Below are 19,500 nucleotides of genomic sequence, written 5' to 3'. Positions count from 1 at the left end.
GGCTCCCGCTTACAGATTCGAGCCATTCCAACGTGTGGGTGAGATACACCTGATCGAACGTGCGTTCGGCCAGATTTACGACCTACAGCGCCGCCTTGAGATAGCGGGCGGTGAGACTGCCTTCCGCTTCCGCAACGACGCCAGGGACGCCGCTGGCAACGATACGGCCCCCATCTTCCCCGGCCCCCGGTCCCAGGTCGATGACCCAGTCCGTCTGGGCGATGGCGCGCATGTCATGTTCGACGACTACGACGGTATTGCCGGCGTCTACGAGGCCCTGCAGGTGTTGCATCAGCCGGTCGCCATCGGAGGGGTGAAGCCCCGAAGTTGGCTCGTCGAGGATGTAGATCGTGTTGCCGCGTTGAGCGCGTTGCAGTTCAGTCGCCAGCTTGATGCGCTGCGCCTCCCCGCCAGACAGCTCGGTTGCAGGCTGACCGAGCCTCAGATAGCCAAGACCGATCTCCCGCAACACGGCGAGGGAGCGCATCACGGATGCCTCGCCAGCGAAGAAATCGCACGCATCGTCGACCGTCAGTTCGAGCACCTGGGCGATATTGCGCCCGTTCCATTCGACTTCGAGCGTTTGCGGGTTGTAGCGAGAGCCATAACAGGTCGAGCACGTGGCAAAAACGCTCGGCAGGAACAGCAGCTCCACCATGACGTATCCCTCGCCCTCGCACACAGGGCAGCGGCCTTGCGCGACGTTGAACGAGAACCTTCCCGGGCTGTAGTGCCGCCGGCGGGCGAGCGGCGTATCAGCGAAGATCCGTCGCACATGGTCGAACATGCCGCTGTAGGTGGACAGGTTCGACCGCGGCGTGCGGCCGATCGGTTTCTGATCGACCCGCACCAGCCTGCGAACGTGCTCCATGCCTGCGACAATGCGTCCTTCAGTGTCGTTCTGCGCAACATCGAGCAGCGGATCGATATCCTCCTCCTCGGCCACGGGAGAGCCGCCGAGGTGTTCCGTGACGAGCTCGGGCAGCGCCTGACTGACAAGACTGGATTTGCCCGATCCCGAAACGCCGGTGACAGCGGTGAAGCAGCCGATGGGAAACTCGACGTCGAGACCATGAAGATTGTTCCGCCTGATCCCTTCCAGGCGTAGCCATGCCTTGGGATCGCGCGGTGTGCGCTCACTGCGGAGCGGCTCTGCGAACAGGTAGCGGCGGGTGATCGAAGTCTCGACGTCGGCAAGCCCCTCTATCGGCCCGCTGTAGAGGACTTCGCCGCCCTTTTCCCCGGCTCCCGGCCCGACATCGACGAGCCATTCCGCGCGGCGGATCACGTCGAGATCATGTTCGACGACGAACAGGGAGTTGCCCGCCGCCTTGAGACGCTCGAGGATGGTGAGCAAGGCTTCGCCATCTGCCGGGTGCAACCCTGCCGATGGCTCGTCAAGCACATAGACCACGCCGAAAAGCTGTGACGACAATTGCGTGGCAAGCCGCAAGCGCTGCAGCTCCCCGGAGGAGAGCGTCGGCGTGCTGCGGTCGAGCGAAATGTAGCCAAGGCCAAGATCGATCAGCGGCTCTAACCGCTCGATCAATTCGCAGGCAAGGCGTTGGGCGGCGATCCGCTTTTCATCGGAAAGATTGGGCGTGCGGCGCACGTCGGGCGCAGCCTTGTGCGCCGAACCTCCTGCCGCGACCCGCCGTTCGACCGCCGCATCGCGGGCCGCCTTGCCGAGGACATGGCCCTTCGGGACCGCCGCGGCGCCCCCATATTCGCCATGCGCGACGGGCGTGAGCAAGTCCCGGAGTTTCAACACCGTCAGATCGCCGAACTCGGCGATGTCGAGGCCCGCGAACTTCACGGACAGGGCTTCGCGCTTCAGCCGCTTGCCGTCGCAGGTCTGGCAATCGCGTCCAATGATGTATTGCGAGACGCGCTTCTTCATCAGCGCGCTTTTCGTGTTGGCGAAGGTTTCCAGCACATAGCGGCGCGCGCCGGTGAAGGTGCCCTGATAGCTCGGTTCCATGCGGCGTTTCAGCGCCACGCGGGTCTGTTCGGGCGTCAGGCCCGCATAGACCGGCACCGTCGGCGCCTCGTCGGTAAAGAGAATCCAGTCGCGATCCTTCTTCGGCAGATCGCGCCACGGCGTGTCGACGTCATAGCCGAGCGACACGAGGATATCGCGCAGGTTCTGGCCATGCCATGCCGCCGGCCAAGCGGCGACTGCGCGTTCCCGGATCGTCAGCGTGTCGTCGGGCACCATCGTTTCTTCGGTCGCGTCATAGACGCGCCCGATGCCGTGACAGGTCGGGCAGGCGCCGGCGACCGTGTTGGGGGAGAAATCCTCCGCATAGAGCATGGGTTGATGGCGCGGATATTCGCCGACGCGCGAAAAGAGCATCCGCACCAGGCTGGAGAGCGTCGTCACGCTGCCGACCGAGGATCGCGCGTTGGCCGATCCGCGCTGCTGCTGCAACGCGATCGCAGGCGGCAAACCGTCGATCGCATCGACCTCCGGCACGCCGGCCTGGTCGATCAGGCGACGGGCATAGGGCGCAACCGATTCCAGATAACGCCGCTGGGCTTCGGCATAAAGGGTGCCGAACGCGAGCGATGACTTGCCCGAGCCCGATATGCCGGTGAACACCACGAAGGCGTCGCGCGGTACATCGACGTCAACATTCTTGAGGTTATTCTGGCGCGCGCCGCGAACCTGCACGCAAGCGGGCGGCCCCCTATGCCCATGATCGGTGGCCTGCGTCGTCGCGTGAATATCCTTGCTCTTCAATTCAGTATTCCTGCCCTATACGCCCGTGCGGCCCGTGGTTCATCACAGTCGGGTAACAGATGAATGCATTTCCAACTCAATACATCCAACGGCCACGCTGGCCCGATGTTCGGCAATTTTGAAATATTTCTCCAGCATCAGACAAAGGTTCCGACAAAACCATTTTTCCCGTTGGGTCGCGCGACGAGGCCACACACACTCCGCTGGTAAGCGCCTGGGCCAGGCGGCCCTGGTCCGTGCCGCTATCGGCATGTAACGACCGCACTTCGGCGCTTGTTACCGCATCGCGACGCGTTGCCCATTTGCCAGAGCGCGCGTCATCATGGCCGGGGTCGGGCCATGATGACGGCCGAGTTGTCGATCCGAGCGCCTCGCGCCGCTTCGGATCGGCGGGTCAGTAGTGAATAACCGTGCGGATTGACTTGCCTTCGTGCATCAGTGCGAAGGCCTCGTTGATCTCCTCCAAACCCATCGTGTGGGTTACGAAAGGGGCCAGATCGATATCGCCTCTCATCGCATCCTCGACCATGCCGGGAAGCTGTGTCCGTCCCTTGACGCCACCGAAAGCGGACCCCTTCCATACGCGGCCCGTGACGAGCTGGAATGGGCGGGTGGAGATTTCCTCGCCCGCGCCGGCAACGCCAATCACGATCGACTGACCCCAGCCACGGTGCGCTGATTCAAGCGCGGCGCGCATGACGTGGACGTTGCCGATGCACTCGAAGGTATGATCGATGCCCCAGCCCGTCATCTCGATCAGCACTTGCTGGATAGGCCTGTCGTGGTCCTTGGGGTTGATGCACTCGGTCGCACCGAACTGGCGTGCCAGCTCGAACTTGGACGGATTGGTGTCGATGGCGATGATGCGACCTGCCTTCGCCTGGCGCGCACCCTGAATCGCTGCGAGGCCGATGCCACCGAGGCCGAACACGGCAACCGAGTCTCCGGGCTGGACCTTGGCGGTATTGTGGACTGCGCCGATGCCGGTCGTGACGCCGCAGCCGAGCAGGCAGACATGTTCGGGGTTTGCCTCGGGATTGATCTTGGCGAGCGAAACTTCGGCAACGACAGTATATTCACTGAAGGTTGAACAGCCCATGTAATGATAGAGGGGCTGACCATTGTACGAAAAGCGGGTGGTCCCATCGGGCATCAAGCCCTTGCCCTGCGTTTCGCGGACAGCGACGCACAGGTTGGTCTTGCCCGACAGGCAGAAGTCGCACTTGCCGCACTCGGCGGTGTAGAGCGGAATCACGTGATCGCCCGGCCCGACGCTGGTGACGCCTTCACCGACCTCGACAACGATGCCCGCGCCCTCGTGGCCCAGAACCACCGGAAAAACACCCTCCGGATCACTCCCCGCCAGCGTGTACGCGTCGGTGTGGCACACACCGGTGTGCGTCACCCGTATGAGGACTTCGCCTTTCCGGGGTGGGGCGACATCGATCTCGACGATTTCGAGTGGCTTGCCCGCCTCGAAGGCTACAGCGGCGCGAGATTTCATGTTGGGATACCCTCGTTGAGTTAAACTAATTGCTGGCGCGAGGCCGTCGCGTCGGCGCAAATTCGTGGGGGAGCGATCGCTCACTCCCCCCGGTATGCCGGTCAGACCGTAACGACGACCTTGCCGATCTGGTCGTTCGATTCGAGGAAGCGGTGGGCGTCCTGGATGGCGTCGAGCGGGAAAGTGCGCGCGATCCGCGGCTTGAGCGCGCCCGATTCCAGACCCGCCACGATGAACGCCTTGGCGCGATCGAGGGCGGCATCGTCCGAGACGATCTCGCTGTAGAGATACCCCTTGAGCGTGAGGCTCTTGCCCAGCACGGAGAACAACGGGAACGGCGTCGGTTCGCCGCTGAGCGCGCCATATTCGAGCAGGATGCCTCCGCGTGCCATGCTCTCGGTCAGCGGCTCGAACGACGGGCCTCCGACCGGATCGAGCACCACGCGCGCACCCTGACCATCGGTTATCTCCATCACCCTCGCTACCAGATCCTCTTCCCCGGTCGCGACGACATGATGTGCACCGGCATCGATCAGGGCCTGGCGCTTGGCGCCGGTACGCGTCGTCGCGATTACCGTCGCGCCGACCATCCGCGCAATCTGGAAGGCCGCAAGGCCGACGCTGCTGGAGGCAGCAGTGACGATGACGAAATCGCCCTCGCCGAGTTTCGCCTGCTCCACCAGCGCACCCCAGGCGGTGACATACTGCATCCACACGGCCGCCGCTTCCTCGAACGACAGCGCTGCCGGATGCTTGACGACGAGGCGGGCGGGCACGTTGGCGACCTCGCCATAAGTGCCCCAGCGCGCGATATCGAGCGGGGGGATGACGCTGACGGCTTCGCCTTCCGCAAACCCGGTCACGTCCGCGCCGACCGTAACGACAGTGCCGGCGGCCTCATAGCCAAGGCGGCTCGGGAACTCGGCTTCCTGAAGGTAGGCATGGTTGCGGAACATCACCTCGGCGCGGTTTACGCCTATCGCCTTCACCGCGATCTGCACTTCGTCGGCCGCGGGCGAGGGGACTGCCACATCTTCAATCCTGAGGACGCTGGCGTCGCCATATTCGTGGATACGGACGATGTGGCTCATTGGAGACTCCTTGATTATTTAGTGATCGTTCTGTAAGGGAGGGAACCACTCGTTTCAAGATATTATTTATCGATCGTTCCATATCGTGCACCAGAGATGACAGAGACGAAAGCCCGTCGCCGCGCAGGTCGCCCTCGTGTGTTCGACACTGACGCTGCGCTCGACAAGGCGGTGCGGCTGTTCTGGCAGCGCGGCTACGAGGCGACATCGATGGCCGATCTGGTGGCGGAGACTGGCGTCGCCGCCGCCAGTCTCTATGCAGCGTTTGACAACAAAGCGGGGCTGTTTGCGGCGGTGATCGAGCGCTACGCCGCGACGTTCAGCGTCCACCTCTATGCACCCATCAACGATCCGGCGTTGTCCACCTACGAGGCCGTCAAAGGCCTGCTGGAACGGGCGGCGTCATCATTCTCGGAGCCTGGAACGCCGGCCGGCTGCTTCATGTATTCGGCAGCGGCAGCCGTTTCGCCGGCGTCCGCCGACATCGAATGCCTGCTGCGCGACAAGCGTATCGCGGCGGAGGCCCTCCTGATCGAGCGTCTGCAACGCGGCGCCGCGCAGGGCGAGCTTGCGGCCAACACCGATCCGGCCGTGCTGGGCAAATTCATCAATACGGTCATGGAAGGCATGTCCGTTCAGGCGCGCGACGGCGCTACGATCAACGAACTGCTCTCCATCGCCAAAATGGCACTCGATCGATGGCCGGCCGCGATATGATCGTTACATTGTGGTCATCTGCCAATCGCGCCTCCGGCGACCGAACAGTCGAACTCATCTCATAGGACGAAAGCACATGAAACACGTGACATTGCCCGGCGGGGAAGTGGTTCCTTCGATGGGTCAAGGCACCTGGAAGATGGGCGAACGTCCCGAGCGCCGATCCGATGAGATCGCCGCGCTACGCGCCGGTGTCGAACTGGGCATGACGCTCATCGATACGGCCGAAATGTACGGCGATGGCGCCGCGGAAACGCTGATCTGCGAAGCGCTCGGCGATCGTCGCGACCAGTTGTTCCTCGTCAGCAAGGCGTATCCACAGAACGCATCGCGCTCCCGCCTTGCCGGTGCGTGCGAGGCGAGCCTGAAGCGGCTCGGCACCGATCGGCTCGACCTCTACCTGCTCCACTGGCGGGGATCGGTGCCGCTCGCCGAAACGATAGAGGCAATGGAGGCGCTGAAGTCGGCAGGAAAGATTCGGCATTGGGGTGTCAGCAACCTCGATACTGACGATATGGACGAGCTTGTCGCTGCCGGTGGGGATGGCTGCGTGACCGATCAGATCCTCTACAATCTCGTCCGTCGAGGCCCTGAGTTGGACCTGTTGCCGTGGCTCGCCCAGCACAAAGTGCCAGTGATGGCGTATAGTCCCGTCGAGCAGGGACGCCTCTCAAGCCATCCCGCCCTCGACAAAGTAGCGGCCCAGGTTGGCGCAACCCCTGCGCAGGTCGCACTTGCCTGGACGTTGCGCCACGATGGCCTTATCGCCATCCCGAAAGCGAGTTCGATTGCACATGTGCGGGAGAACCGCGCGGCCGCAGATATCGTGCTCTCCGACGCCGACATTGCGACACTCGATGCGGAATTTCCCAGGCCACGCGAGCCCCGTCCACTCGAGATGCTTTAGCGTCAGATGACGATATTATCGCTCGAAGGAACAGAACGCAAACCGGATCGGCGGTAGGCGCTCAGCGGTGCGGTGATCGGACCAGTGTCGACACCGCTATCGAGCGGGTGCTGCGCGACTGACGGTTCGAGCACCAGGCCTATCACGCCCCTGGCCCCAATCTGCTCTTAGCCTCCACGAATAACCGTCTGACCGTTCTTACCGTCTATGGGGCGTATCCGAGCTGGCAGGGCATCCAGCCAAGGGCGTCATTCTTGTCCATCGGGCGCTCTGGATCGAAGCTCGGGCGGCCTAGCTGTCAGCACGACACCGCGCTGCCTGAGTTTCCGAGCTGCCATCCCAGCGTGCGCCGCTGGCGGGAAGGTGAGCCGATTACTCGCTCAAGCTCAGTTCGACAGAGCGCAGGCCATGAACCGTTCACTGCACTGCAGCGCCGAATTAGCGCTCCGCTACGTAGAGAGCTGCTTAGCAAAAAATGCTCTCAATAGCCCGATCTCGCAAGCTCAGTATCTGATTTACGAAAAAGGGAAATGTGGTGGACGCACTAGGGCTCGAACCTAGGACCCGCTGATTAAGAGTCAGCTGCTTGACGGCAGCTTTAGCCGATTTCTCCCCAAAAGAGGACGGTCAACAATCGGCCCACTTTCTGCCGATCTGTGATGCCAGTCAGGCAAACGATGTATGTCGGCTCCAGACAGGACCTGCCATCCGATCTATCAATTTGGAACGGCAGCACTGTCCTAAACCACGCCATTTCTTACGGATGTACGAAAAACAGGTGTTTGCCGACACCTGAGCGGGGCTGTCGGCGCTTAGCGTATATCTGGGTCCGTTCTATGTACTGACCCCGATGATGCGGCCCTGGCGGAATGTGTAGATCGCCTGCGTCAGGGCATGGCGCTGCTCGCTGTTGTTGAGACCGGCATGGCATCGCCGGCGCAGATCGGGATTTTCTAGCCAGTCCAGCATGAACAGCGTCCGCTCGATCTTGCCGATTTCCTGTAGCGCGACATCGAGCTGGTTCTGCCGTTCGTAGGCAGCGAGCTTTCGCAGCATGACCGATGGCGCGACATGGCCGGCCTTGATCGACCCTACGAGGCGCAGCACGTCTTCCCATTGCTCACCGATGATGTCGGTGCGGATACGCTTGCCCAACAGCGGGGTGATGGACGGATAGGCCGTGACCGGCGCGATCGGCGCGAGCCGCCTGTCGGGGAAGTCGCGCAGGCGCGGGCAGAAGCGAAATCCCAGCATCGCGCACAGGGCGAAGACATGATCGGTCGCCCCGCCGGTGTCGGTGTAATGCTCGACGATCCTGAGATCGGTGCCGTGGCTGGTGAGGCCGTCGAGGACATAGGGCGCCTCATGCGTCGCGGCCGAGATCACTTTGACGTGGTAGGGCGCGCGCTGATCAGAATTATGGGTGTAGAAGCTGAAGCCATGATCGACGCCATAGCGGGCGTTGATATCGCCGCCCGACGCGCCGCGCTTCGCGGCCCTGAAGAACTGGCCATCGGAACTGGACGTGGTGCCGTCGCCCCATACTCGTGAGAATGGCAGGCGGTGGTGCGCGTTGATGAGGAGGGCCAGCGCCGCGCGGTAGCTGTCGTCGCGGATATAGGCGTCATGGGTCCAGAGGAGCTGATCGCGCGTGACGCCCTGACTCGCCGCCGCCATGCGCGACAGGCCGAGATTGGTCGCATCGGCGAGGATCGTGGCGAGCAGCGCGTTTTCATTGGGACACGGCTCGCCGGTACGCAGGTTGGTGAACGCCGCAAGAAAGCCGGTTTCCTGCGCCACCTCATGCAGTAGCTCGGTGATGCGGATGCGTGGCATCATGGCATCGAGCCGGTCGGCCAGCGCTTCGGCGTCGGGCGTCGCGATCGTGCGAACGGGGGATATCTGGAGGCGGTCGTCGCGATATCGCACACCCTCCAGAGCGTCGCGCTTCAGGCGCTGGGCAAATTTCTTAAGCCGCCAGTCAAGTTCGCGGCCCCGCTGTTCGAGCCATTCGCCGGCTGTGGGTGGCAGACCGAGAGCCGACACGATCGGCTTCGCCTGGGGTTCGCTGAGCAGGTAGCTGTCGAACCGGCGGTATCCTGCCGATCGCTCCACCCAGACATCCCCGGAACGCAGCTTGTTGCGCAGATGCGCGATCGTCGCGATTTCCCAGAGACGCCGGTTGATCTTGCCGTCATCGCCCACGACGATTTTCCGCCATTCCTTGCGGAAGGGCATCGGAGCGTCGGCAGGCAGATCGCGTTTGCCCGACCTGTTGAGGTCGCGCAGCATCTCGATGGCGGCGATCGTTTTTGCACTGCCCTTTCCGGCCCTGAACTGGAGCGCCTCAAGCAGGTCGGGGGCGAACTTGCGCAACGTCGCATAGCGGTCGGCCGCCACCGTCAGCGGATCAAGGTTGGCGGTTTCCGCGATTGTCGCCACTTCTGGCCTCGCCTTCAGGAGGGTGTTCCACCCGACCGATGCGTCCAGGGCCTCCATTGGATCTTCGCCGGTATCGACCGCATCGGTCAATGCGTCGATTGTCCTGCGAAAGATCAGCATCAGCCGCGCCACATTCTTTGACGTGGTGGCATAGCTGCGCGCCTGGGCGTTCTTCGCGCGGGTGAAGATGCTGCCGATCAGCTTGTCCGCCATCTCCAAGGCGTTATCGGTCAGTCGTTCCTCGAGGTCGAGCAGGAACGCAACCAGCGTAGCGCGCCGTCGGGAGGGAATATATCGCTCGATCATATAGGCAGGCGAAGCGCGGCCTTCCCTGACATATTGCCGAAATCGGTCGGCATGGATGCGGCCAGCCACGTCCGGGGAGATGCCGATCTTCCGCACTTGCCGCAGGCGGTCGAGAATCTGGCGGATGTGATCGGGCCTGGGCGCAACGGGAATGGTCTTGAGCGAAGCGAGTTGGCTCATGCCGCCGGCGTCGTCAAAGACCTGGTCGAGGGCGTGGACCTGTTCGGCGCTAAGATCAGCGATCAGGGCGTAGGCAGCCTGCTTGCGGGCACGCGCGCGTCCCGCACTACTGGCGCGTTCGATGGTGGAGATGGACGGCAGTAGAATCCGGGCCTCGCGAAGGGCGGTGACAACGCCGATCGCTATCGTCATCCCCTTGTCGGTCGCCCATGCCGTTTTCGCGGCCGCTTCGATCATGAAGGGAATGTCGGCGCGGGTTGGTCCACGAAGGCCCGCTCGCATCGCCAGCTCGCGGGCATGGTCCGTCATCGTCTGATCCCGCGCTGCATAGTTGGCCAGGTCGGTTACGTGTAGACCAAGTTGTTCCGCGACGAAGGCGGCGAGATCATGGGGTATCGCTCCCTTGTCCTGTATCAACTGCGCCAGTGTGATGCCCGGGTGCCGCAAGAGCGCGAGTTGCAGCGCGACACCCAACTGGTTCCGTCGCTCCCGTCGTGCGCCGATGATCTCGATGTCCGAAGGCTCGAAGGTGTAGAGCCGGGCTAGATGGTCGCGCTCGCTCGGGATGGCGAGGATCTGATCGCGTTCGCTCTCGGTCAGGAGTTGATGCTTACGCTTCGTCATTCCGATTCCCGTCCACAAAAGGTCATCTGGGCCTATGGACAGCCATGAGTAAAGAGACATAGTATGTGGACGGATATGGATGGGGCGAAGCGATCGCCCTTCAGATCGTCCACAGAACGACCGTTTGGGAGACGCACGGGATGGGCGATATTCTGGGTTATGCCCGCGTCAGCACCGGCGATCAGGACGTGGCTGGACAGACCATGCGTCTGGAGGAGGCCGGCGCGATCAAGGTGTTCACCGACGTCATGTCGGGCAAGAGCATGGAGCGGCCCGGTCTGACCGAACTGATCGCCTATGCCCGCAAGGGCGACACGCTGGCGGTGGTCCGCCTCGATCGGCTTGGGCGCTCGCTCGCCGAATTGCTCACCACGGTCGAGACGCTACGCGGCCAGGGCATCGCGCTCCTGAGTCTTGAGGAAAAGATCGACACATCGTCGGCCGCCGGCGAACTCATCTTCCATGTGTTCGGGGCCATCGCCCATTTCGAGCGGAGACTGATCTCCGAGCGAACCAGGGATGGGATCGCCGCCGCGCGCGCCAAAGGCAAGTTGCCCGGCCGTCAGCCGCTCGACATGTCCAAGGTACATGCCGCCATCAAACTGGTCGAAGCGAGCATCTCGCCGACAGAAGCAGCACGACAACTCGGCATCGGCCGATCGACCATCTATCGAGAAATGCGCCGCCTCGGCGTGGAAAGGCCCATCTGAATGTCCAGATCGAAATCGGCTCACGATCTTTCCGGCCTGATGAAATATGCGGATCGCGCGCCATGGGATGAGGCATTGGCCGAAATGCTGTCCGCGCATCTCGATCCGGCGAGCGAAGCGACCGGACTCGAGCCTGACGCCATATTCGAGATAATTGGCGATCACTGGCAAGGGCCGCTATGGGGCTGCGCCTTTGAAGATCTGCTTACGCAGGAACTGGAACCCGACGGTCGCAATCTGGTCGATGACTATCTCAAGCGCCGGGGCTGGAACGAAAAGGCGCCGAACAAGGCCTATATGCGCGCGTTACGCGATACGGTCATGTCGCTCTATGAGGTCAGCGAAGTCGTGCCTGGTCAGTCGATGACCTTGCGCGATCTGCTGCGCGACGTTGCTCCGGTGACGGTGCGCGAACACGGTGCAACCCAGACCCTGGTCAACTGGGACAAGATCGCCGCAAGGGTTGTCGACGTGAACGGGCGCCATGGCATTTCCGGAGCGCTGTTGCCGTTCAGCGCTGAGGGCGCCGTGCGAGTGGTCGAGGCATTTTCCCGACTTGCCGACGAAACTCAGGACACTGCGGAATCGGACCCGTCCGATCGGGACGCGCTTCTGGGAGCATCGGGACCGATGTTCACGAACATGTGGCTGCTCGACTGTCTGGGCAAGGCCATGCCCGGCAGCGCGCCGGATATGGTCAACGCCGACGGCGATGACCTGGTGTTCCACCGTATCGTTTTTCCGCTGGCGAAAGGCGTGGTCGGCAAGAGCCTGATCCGAAGGCTGAACGCGGCACAATGGCTGGAACCTGCCAGCGACAGTTTCTGGAACTGGCTGGCACCAGCGACGAAGAACAAGAAGCCGCAAGCGACCAAAGGCAAGCGGGCCTTCGTCACGACCATGGATGACGGCACGCCGGTTTTTGCCAATGTGGAACTGGCAGGGCGCAAGCTGATCGTCGAGGTAAACAGTGCCGCCCGCGCGGAGCGAGCAATTACCCAGATGGGCGAATGGCTTGGTGATTGCGTGAGCGCGCCTATGGCCGAAATCCGGACGCTCGATCAGGTTATGGCCGACGATGCCGCCCGCACGCCACAGGACGAGGCGCTGGATATTCCACCGCATGAAATGGAGCGTATCGTTCACGATATGCTGACCCGTGAATATACGAAAACGCTCGATGAGCCGGTCCCAGCCCTCAGCCACAAGACGCCACGCGTTCTGGCCTGTACAAAGGCGGGGCGGGTAAAGGTAGCCGACTGGCTCAAATATATCGAAAATGGCGCGGCAAAATCGGGCACCGCCGATCCGATGGGCACCTATGACTTTACATGGATGTGGGAAGAACTGGGGCTTAGCGACCTCCGGCGGTAACGGCCATCATGCGGTTCTTGAAATGTTCTCGCTTAGCGTTGTCTGGCGTACCTTCCACGCGATGCCCTCTTCAATGGCAAGTTTCAGGCTGAATGTCTGAACGCCCACTGGTTTCCTGACGCTTGCAGATGCCCGCGAAAAATTGGAGGAGTGGCGCAGATACTACAACGAGGATCGGCCGCACGGTGCCATCGGCGACAAGCCCCCGATCACGCTGATGAATCCCGGTGACGCAACCAGCCCGTCACCGTGACACTGGCCGGGAAACTCTAACCCCGGGTGGTCCGGAGAATGGTGTCGGATCAAGCCATCGCCAAGCTCTAACCTAAACCGGATGAAAACTGGAGGTCAGGTCAGCAGGGCCCGATGGGTTATCGCCGTGCCAGGGAGCGGAAGCCAGAGCCGATCTCCGCCCCAATTTTTCCCATAATGTGAGAAAAAATGACACACCTTACGCACCGAGTTCTTGTATTTCTTCGTTCAATATCAATCAGATAGTCGTATTTGCATACTGCCCGAGTTGTGCATAAATTTGCATAATTCGTTCAAGTAATTGATATTATTCTGTGTTCCTCTTCATTGTATTACATTTGTATGCAGCTTGAAAATCGCAAGTTTATGCACAATTCTCACGCTGCTTTCTTGAGGTCGAACGATCCTGCCAGCCCTTCGGAAGAACTGATGGATGGAACGTAAACTGGTACAGGCATGGCTCCCCGCGCCTGCGTATGCCGAATTCACCAAGATCGCCAAAGCCCGCCGCATCAGTACCGCTGAGCTCATCCGGCAATTAATCCAGGACGAGATTGTGCGTGACAAATACCAAGATCCGGAATGCGATCCACTGGCATCCATCGAGCAAACCGTCCGCGTCACGAACGACCGAATAGAGTACCTCATCCTCGCCGTTAACGGTCTTCTGAAATACCATCAAAGCCCCGCAGCCTACCAGGCCGTCAAAGACCACTACACTGTCATGCAGGAACGTAAGAAGGACATGGGTCGTTCTGGCGAATGATTCCAACCACTGTCGGCCGGCGGCGAGGCTGCTGTTGAAGCCGAGCTGAGAACGTGCGGCGGAGTGCGCTGCCGCAGGCGGGACAGACGCAACTGCCCCGGCCGCATGGACCAACAAACGGCCCGCAGGTCAGTCCAGACCCCAATATATGTGCAAAACATGTGCCTATCCCGACATACCCGATATGAGATTTATCGGTGTGAATTCAAATAGTTATTCGTATGTGCAAAACTTGCACACGGGGATGTGCCAATTTTGCACATCGGCGCGACGTGTCTTGATGACTGATATGTCATTGAAAATATGTAAGAATGACAAGTTTTTCCGGTGCGTTAGGTGTAGTCCCTCCCAGCGCATTGTTGGCTGAGCTGGTCAGTCAGGTGCTTTGGCCACCTAACCCCATCTGGCCGGTGAGCACGGTTGCCGAAGCGATCAGTATTACACGACCGCACCTCTCTCGGCCGATAGCCCTCCATCAGCCCCATCGCGCGCTCGACAGGATCGAGACGGCCGAGCACTGCGAACTCGTCGCGCAGAAACAGCACCCGCTTGTCTGGTCACCGCCAGCGCGCAGCAGGTCGGACTCCAGTGGCAGGACGATTGCTGGGCCTGTGCGCCGGCGCTCGCCCCTTAGATCAACACTCGCTCCACCTCGTCCAGCGTCACGTCATCAGGGCGTCGGTCATAGAGCTGGGTGGTGCGCGTTGAGCTGTGGTTCGCCATCGTCGCAGCCGCCTCCAAGGTCCCGCCGTTTCTCAGATAGGCCGTGATCCCAGTGGCGCGGAAAGAGTGATTGCCGATCGCCGTCCCGATCCCGGCCGCCGCCGCGCGCCGCCGCACCATGGCAAAAGCGCTTTGCTGGGGCAGGCGGGTGGCAGTCAGCCGCTTGGTGTTGCGACCGATCGTGCGGAACAGCGGCCCCTTGCGGTCCTCGCGCAACCCACACCCTTCGATATAGGCCAACAGATATTCCTCTAGATTGTGGTGGCACGGCATTTCGTGGCGCTTGCCGCCTTTCTCATGCAGGCGAACCCACAGGCGACGATTCTGCACGAAAGCATCGTCAACGATCATGGTCACCGCCGCACCGATCCGGGCGAACGAATAGACCATGAGGCCGATAAGCGCGCGGTCGCGCAAGCCCACGGCGGTGCCTATGTCGATCCTGTCGAGCAAGGTGCGCGCCTCGTCGGGCGCAAGAACAGCCGTCTTGCCGCGCCGCACACTATGCGCCGGCCCGCGCACCGATGCGGCGGGGTTCACCGGCACCACTTGACCCGTCACCAGCCAGTCGAACAGGCTCCGCACGGCCGCGAGCTGCTGCTTGACGCTGGGCGCGGCCAGCTCGCGCCCCAACGCCTCGACCCAGGCCGCGACGTGAAGCGGCTGCACACCGGCGAGCGATACGATGCCGCGCGCTTCGACCCAGGCCAGGAAATCGCCCGCGGCGCGCATATAGGCACGTCGCGTATGCGGGTTGCGAATGGTGACGCCGAAGAACTCAAGAAAGCGAAGCTGGGTGCGCTCGTCGGCCACTGCGATCAGGGCCGGCAACGCCGGCACGGGCGAGAGCCGGAGGGTGAGCTGGTTCATAGGCAAGCAACCTGCTCGGCAAGGGAGGCTGGTGTCGTGGAGTTGTCGAACCGAAAACGCACCGGGCCTTGCGTGCTTCCTAGCCTGAGTTCGATTGCGCGTGACTGGTGGCTATAGGAAAATGCCCACCGGTTTCCGCCAATCACAATCCAGCAAGTTCGCCCGAGAACGCCGTTGCGCTCCATCACCTTGACCGTATCAATGGCCAGATTCAAGCACGCCCGGACAGCCTGTTCGAATGGCCCTATTATGCCAGCAACGCCCTGCGCGTGGTGCAACGCGTCGGCAGTTACTTTCTGGATGAAAGCATCGATCTGCGAATTGGTGGTCAGACGCCTCGCCATACATCCTCCTTAGTATGTGATAAAGGACATTATCACATATAGGGCAGGCCGTGAATCCCGCACGGACAGATCTCGTCACAGTAAATGGCAGAACAGGTTCAGTTGCACAGGTTCTGGGGTTTCGGGTCAACCAGCGCCGGTTCCAGTCAACCTGACCATATCGCCCCCATGCTTAGGTGTGACGGAGGCGTTCGGGCGTCCAGCCTTCCGGCAATTCGTCGTCGGGTTCGGGCGGCCGATTAGGCACCTTGTCAAGAACGCGGTCGAGATCATCTAGCGTGTAGCCCTCGGAGCGCCGGTTGAAGAATTCCGCAGCCGTCTCGACCACGCCAATCTTTTGCGCCACGGCCGTTGTGACGGTGCTGCAATGGTCCGGCTGGCCTCGATGCGTGCTCCCCGTCCATGAATCCGCACGCGTGCGCCAAGTGATAGCAGCAGGATGCCGCAGGCGATCAGCAGCACGTCCAACTTCCAGACGGGAGGATTGCCGAATATGTCGGCCAGCCCGGCGCCCAGCAAGGCCGCCCCCCCCAAGGCGAACAGCGCAGTCCACGCGACGCGTGGTGGCGTGAGCAAGGCGACGACGAACGCTGCTCCCCATGCAGCGAACATCACGTCCGCCTCGGCTCCCGCGCGCGCCTCCATCGAAACTGGCAACAACCGGTTTGCCCAGAAATAAGCGCCGATCGCCAATGGTAAGCCGGCGATGACGGCGGCGTTCAACCGATCAACCGTTGTGACCGACTTTGCGCCATGCCAACGCTTGTCTGTCCACAGCAACAAGCCGGAGGCCACCATGAAGGCCCCGACCATCCCAAGCGCGAAGAACAGGAGGCGCAGTGCAGGACCAGCAAAGTGCGCCACATGCAGGCCGAAAAACTGGCTGTGGAACAACGCAATAGGGGACAGGTTTTCGTCGACAGAGGCAAGCACCTGCCCATCCACCGGGTCGAAGGTGACAGCCGGCTTGCGCATGGCCAGAAGTCCATGGATCGGATGCGCGACGGTTACGGTCATCCCTGCCCTGCCCGGCTGGTGCACATGGATTTCGCCCACCTGTTCCACATGCCAGCGCGTCCGCGCAGTTTCGACGAGAGGTGAAAGCATTGGCGTGGACGGGACAATTGCGTGGGAAGGCGCTGCAACGGCCGTCTGCGGGAACGCCTCCTTCGAGAAGGCTCCGAGGCCGCCTGCACCATAGACGGAGACCATCCCCCAAGGCTGGAGCAGTAGCATCACGGTCACAAGCCCGCTCAGTAGCACGAACAGATGGAATGGTAGTACAAGCACACCCGATGCGTTGTGCAAATCCAGCCGCGTGCGCCATCCACGCCCGCGTCTCAGACGGAACATATTGCGCAGGATATGGCGATGCGCGACCAGCCCGCTGAACAGGATCACCAAAAGCAATACGCCTAGCAGGCTGACGAGGATACGCCCCACGATGGCCGGCACGAAATGCAGATCACTGTGGAGCCGATAGAGGAAATCGCCACCGCCTGTTTCGCGTGGCGGTGTTTTGAGCTTACGGCCAGTCGTCGGATCCAGCAGTTGCTCGCCTGCCGATTTCCCTTCCCATGACACACGAAGCGCCGGGCTTTTTTCGTCGGGCAGGCTGATCGTCCAGGCTTCGGCACCGGAAGCATTCGCAGCCAGCCAGCTGGCGGCCTTGTCCGCGGCCTCGCCCGGAGGAATAGCAGCATCCGCAAGGCCGCGAAGCTCCGGCGTCATCCACAGGGTGATGTCGTGCCGCAGATAGCCGCAGCTTCCGGTTACGAAGATCAGGAAGAACAGCCAACCGAAAACCAGCCCGCTCCAGTTGTGGAGCCAACCCATGCGAGGCCGGAAACTGCTCATGCGAGCAACAGCCATGTTGCCGCCATTCCGGCAGTGAGAGACACGAGCCAGAACCAGGCTCTGCCAGCACTGCGCGCGGAAAAGGCGATGACAATGCCGGTCGCAAAGATCAACGCGCCCGGCATCGTGCCCAGCCACACGGCATCCACCTTGCCCAGCCACGGGATCAGCAGGCGGGAGAGCAGCGCAACCGATGCAGCCGCCAGCATATAGCCGCCGAGAAGCGCGGCGGCGACGCGCGCCGCCACGCTCCAAGCGGATTCACGGGCGGGAAGCCGCATCCCGCCAGCCCCTAGAAACGCCCGCGCACCGTGAACAGGGCGCTTCGCGGAGCCCCATAGCGGTTGCCGAAGGAAGTGCTGCTCATCGAGGCGAAATAGGTCTTGTCGAACAGATTATGGATGTTGACCGCCAACGTCAGGTTCGGCGTAACATCATATCCGGCATACAGGCCCACAAGCGCATAGGGCGCCTGACTGTAGGTGGCGGTGTTCACCTGCCGCCAGCGGCTTTGATAGCTGAAATTACCGCCGACAGATAGACCGTCCAGCGCGCCTTCGAACCGATAGTTGCTCCACAGCCGAAGCATATGTTCCGGCGTAAAGCTGGAGAAAGGTTTGCCCTCGGCGTTGGTCGGCGTGTCGTCGCCGTCGCGATCGCGCAGCACCTTGTTCGAGGCGTAGGTGTAGCCGCCGGCGATCAGCCAATTTGGCGTCGGGCGGCCGGTCAGTTCCATTTCCACGCCCTGTGTGCGCACTTCGCCGGCGGCAATGAAGCAGCGGCCCGTCATCGGTGGCACCTGCGCATCGGCTTCGGCGCAAGAAAAGGCCGGGTCTTCCTGTGCCCGGTTCACCTGCTTCACCCGATATAGGGCGGCCGACGCCAGCAGGGCGCCGCCCGCAAAGCTGCCCTTCACGCCCAACTCGTAGTTCTGCCCGGTGAGTGGCGCGATGAACGATCCATCCCGCTGCCGAGCACTTTGCGGCTGGAAGGCCTCCGTATAGCTGGCGTAGGCAGTGAAGGCTTCGCTGAAATCAAAGGTCACGCCGGCATAGGGTGTGAACTCGCCATTCCTGCGAAATTCCTGATGGTCATCGATCAGGCCGGGGAACGGCAGATATTTGAAATCATAGACGGTTTCATACCAGCTGACGCGGCTGCCCAGGATCAGGTGCAGACGGTCGACGGGCGACAGGCGCACGGCGGCAAATAGGCCATATTGGGTGGTGTCCGTGGTCTCGCTGCCCTGGTTGGGCTGGATATCCGGCTCAGGGAAAGCTGAGGGATCGAAGTTCAGCACATTGATGCCAAGCGGCGTCGATCGGCTGCCATTCAGCAGATCGTTGGCGAGCTTGCGCCAATTGCCACCGAACTGCACATCCTGCTCGCGCCCGAACAGTTGGAACTGGCCCTCCACATTGGCATCGATGCTCGTCTGTTTTGTGGAAAGTTCGTTGGCGGCCGCCAGCGCATTCGTGACATTGAGCGCCGGATTGACCGCACCGGAGGCCTGTAGTGTCTTCGAATCCCGGCTGGAATCGAGGTGGTTGATGCCGACCTTGAGCTTCCAGTCATCGCTCAGCTTCTGGGTGACTTCGCCGAATATCTGCGTCGTCTCGACGGTACGGCGGTTCCACGAGGCACCCAGGAAGGTTTCGCGACCAACCGGCAACGGGTCGCCGTTGGAATAGCGGGGGAGATAGTCCGGAAACGGCCGATCCTTTGCCTTCTGGTAGGAAATCGCTGCGCTCACGGTCGTGGTGGGCGTCAGGTCCATGTCTATCGCAGCATAAACGAGGCCCTTGTTGCCATCGACATAGTCGATGAACGAGTTGCTGTGCTCGTAGACACCGACGCCTCGGACGCGGAAGCGACCTTCGGAATCCAGTGCATGAGAGACATCGCCCTCCACGCGATAGGCGCCTTCGGTATCGACCGTGGCCCGGCCGTAACCACCGCTGGTTGTCCGTCGTCAGAACATTCGGCACAACTCGCGGCGTAGATTAGCGGAGTGCGGACCTCGTCAGGGGGTTGATGTTAGGCGGCGAACTTGCGGTGCTGCAAGCGCCGATGTTCGATGGTCTGTCGCT

At 61.8% G+C, this 19,500-nt stretch carries 12 protein-coding genes and 3 pseudogenes; 6 read left to right on the top strand and 9 right to left on the bottom strand.

The window, feature by feature from the left end; genetic code table 11:
• Positions 1-82 precede the first annotated feature (82 nt).
• The 3 genes from IM784_RS15920 to IM784_RS15910 form a co-directional block, all read right to left on the bottom strand.
• Positions 83-2,743 carry an excinuclease ABC subunit UvrA gene (locus tag IM784_RS15920; RefSeq protein ID WP_207791787.1) on the bottom strand — a complete coding sequence of 887 codons (2,661 nt, stop codon included), beginning with the start codon at positions 2,741-2,743 and terminating at the stop codon, positions 83-85.
• A gap of 394 nt (positions 2,744-3,137) precedes the next feature.
• Positions 3,138-4,247 carry an S-(hydroxymethyl)glutathione dehydrogenase/class III alcohol dehydrogenase gene (locus tag IM784_RS15915; RefSeq protein WP_199556344.1) on the bottom strand — a complete coding sequence of 370 codons (1,110 nt, stop codon included), beginning with the start codon at positions 4,245-4,247 and terminating at the stop codon, positions 3,138-3,140.
• Between the two features lie 101 nt (positions 4,248-4,348).
• Positions 4,349-5,338 (bottom strand): zinc-dependent alcohol dehydrogenase family protein, encoded by a 990-nt coding sequence (locus tag IM784_RS15910; RefSeq protein ID WP_199556343.1) that lies wholly within the window; start codon positions 5,336-5,338, stop codon positions 4,349-4,351.
• A 96-nt stretch (positions 5,339-5,434) separates the two neighbouring features.
• Here IM784_RS15910 and IM784_RS15905 point away from each other — a divergent pair, with 96 nt between their 5' ends.
• Together IM784_RS15905 and IM784_RS15900 are read left to right on the top strand one after the other, a co-directional pair.
• Complete coding sequence (locus IM784_RS15905) at positions 5,435-6,055, top strand: TetR/AcrR family transcriptional regulator (protein ID WP_017503026.1); 621 nt, start codon at positions 5,435-5,437, stop codon at positions 6,053-6,055.
• 76 nt (positions 6,056-6,131) lie between these two features.
• Positions 6,132-6,962, top strand: a complete 831-nt coding sequence (locus IM784_RS15900) for an aldo/keto reductase (protein ID WP_199556342.1) — start codon at positions 6,132-6,134, stop codon at positions 6,960-6,962.
• An 852-nt stretch (positions 6,963-7,814) separates the two neighbouring features.
• On the opposite strand, the pseudogene IM784_RS15895 reads toward IM784_RS15900, so the two are convergent.
• Positions 7,815-10,514, bottom strand: a pseudogene (locus IM784_RS15895) (Tn3 family transposase); the annotation flags it as partial.
• Positions 10,515-10,654: 140 nt separating this feature from the next.
• On the opposite strand from IM784_RS15895, the gene IM784_RS15890 reads away from it, so the two are divergent.
• The 4 genes and pseudogenes from IM784_RS15890 to IM784_RS15875 all read left to right on the top strand — a co-directional run bounded on the left by IM784_RS15890 (position 10,655) and on the right by IM784_RS15875 (position 13,616).
• A complete protein-coding gene (locus tag IM784_RS15890) occupies positions 10,655-11,224 on the top strand; it encodes a recombinase family protein (protein WP_199556341.1) in 570 nt (189 codons plus the stop codon).
• Positions 11,225-12,598 carry a hypothetical protein gene (locus tag IM784_RS15885; RefSeq protein WP_199556340.1) on the top strand — a complete coding sequence of 458 codons (1,374 nt, stop codon included), beginning with the start codon at positions 11,225-11,227 and terminating at the stop codon, positions 12,596-12,598. It begins immediately after the preceding gene.
• Positions 12,599-12,667: 69 nt separating this feature from the next.
• A pseudogene (locus IM784_RS15880) lies at positions 12,668-12,851 on the top strand (integrase core domain-containing protein); the annotation flags it as partial.
• 432 nt (positions 12,852-13,283) lie between these two features.
• A complete protein-coding gene (locus IM784_RS15875) occupies positions 13,284-13,616 on the top strand; it encodes a ribbon-helix-helix protein, CopG family (protein ID WP_199556339.1) in 333 nt (110 codons plus the stop codon).
• Positions 13,617-14,246: 630 nt separating this feature from the next.
• Here the strand turns inward: IM784_RS15875 and IM784_RS15870 are convergent.
• The 5 genes and pseudogenes from IM784_RS15870 to IM784_RS15850 all read right to left on the bottom strand — a co-directional run.
• Entirely contained in the window at positions 14,247-15,209 is a 963-nt protein-coding gene (locus IM784_RS15870) for a tyrosine-type recombinase/integrase (RefSeq protein WP_199556338.1), read from the bottom strand.
• Positions 15,206-15,553: a hypothetical protein gene (locus IM784_RS15865; RefSeq protein WP_199556337.1), complete on the bottom strand. Its 348-nt coding sequence runs from the start codon at positions 15,551-15,553 to the stop codon at positions 15,206-15,208. Before IM784_RS15865 ends, IM784_RS15870 begins: the two co-directional genes overlap by 4 nt.
• 273 nt (positions 15,554-15,826) lie before the next feature.
• On the bottom strand, positions 15,827-17,389 hold the full coding sequence (locus tag IM784_RS15860; RefSeq protein WP_199556336.1) for a PepSY-associated TM helix domain-containing protein: 1,563 nt from the start codon (positions 17,387-17,389) through the stop codon (positions 15,827-15,829).
• 17 nt (positions 17,390-17,406) lie between these two features.
• A complete protein-coding gene (locus IM784_RS15855) occupies positions 17,407-17,691 on the bottom strand; it encodes a hypothetical protein (RefSeq protein WP_199556335.1) in 285 nt (94 codons plus the stop codon).
• A gap of 11 nt (positions 17,692-17,702) precedes the next feature.
• Positions 17,703-19,343: pseudogene (locus IM784_RS15850) on the bottom strand (TonB-dependent siderophore receptor); the annotation flags it as partial.
• Between the last annotated feature and the right edge of the window lie 157 nt (positions 19,344-19,500).

This window comes from Sandaracinobacteroides hominis, from assembly GCF_016464365.1.
GTDB classification, from domain to species: domain Bacteria; phylum Pseudomonadota; class Alphaproteobacteria; order Sphingomonadales; family Sphingomonadaceae; genus Sandaracinobacteroides; species Sandaracinobacteroides hominis.
The sequence above is the reverse complement of the archived record's forward strand: the minus strand, read 5'-3'. Positions and strand labels throughout refer to the sequence as shown.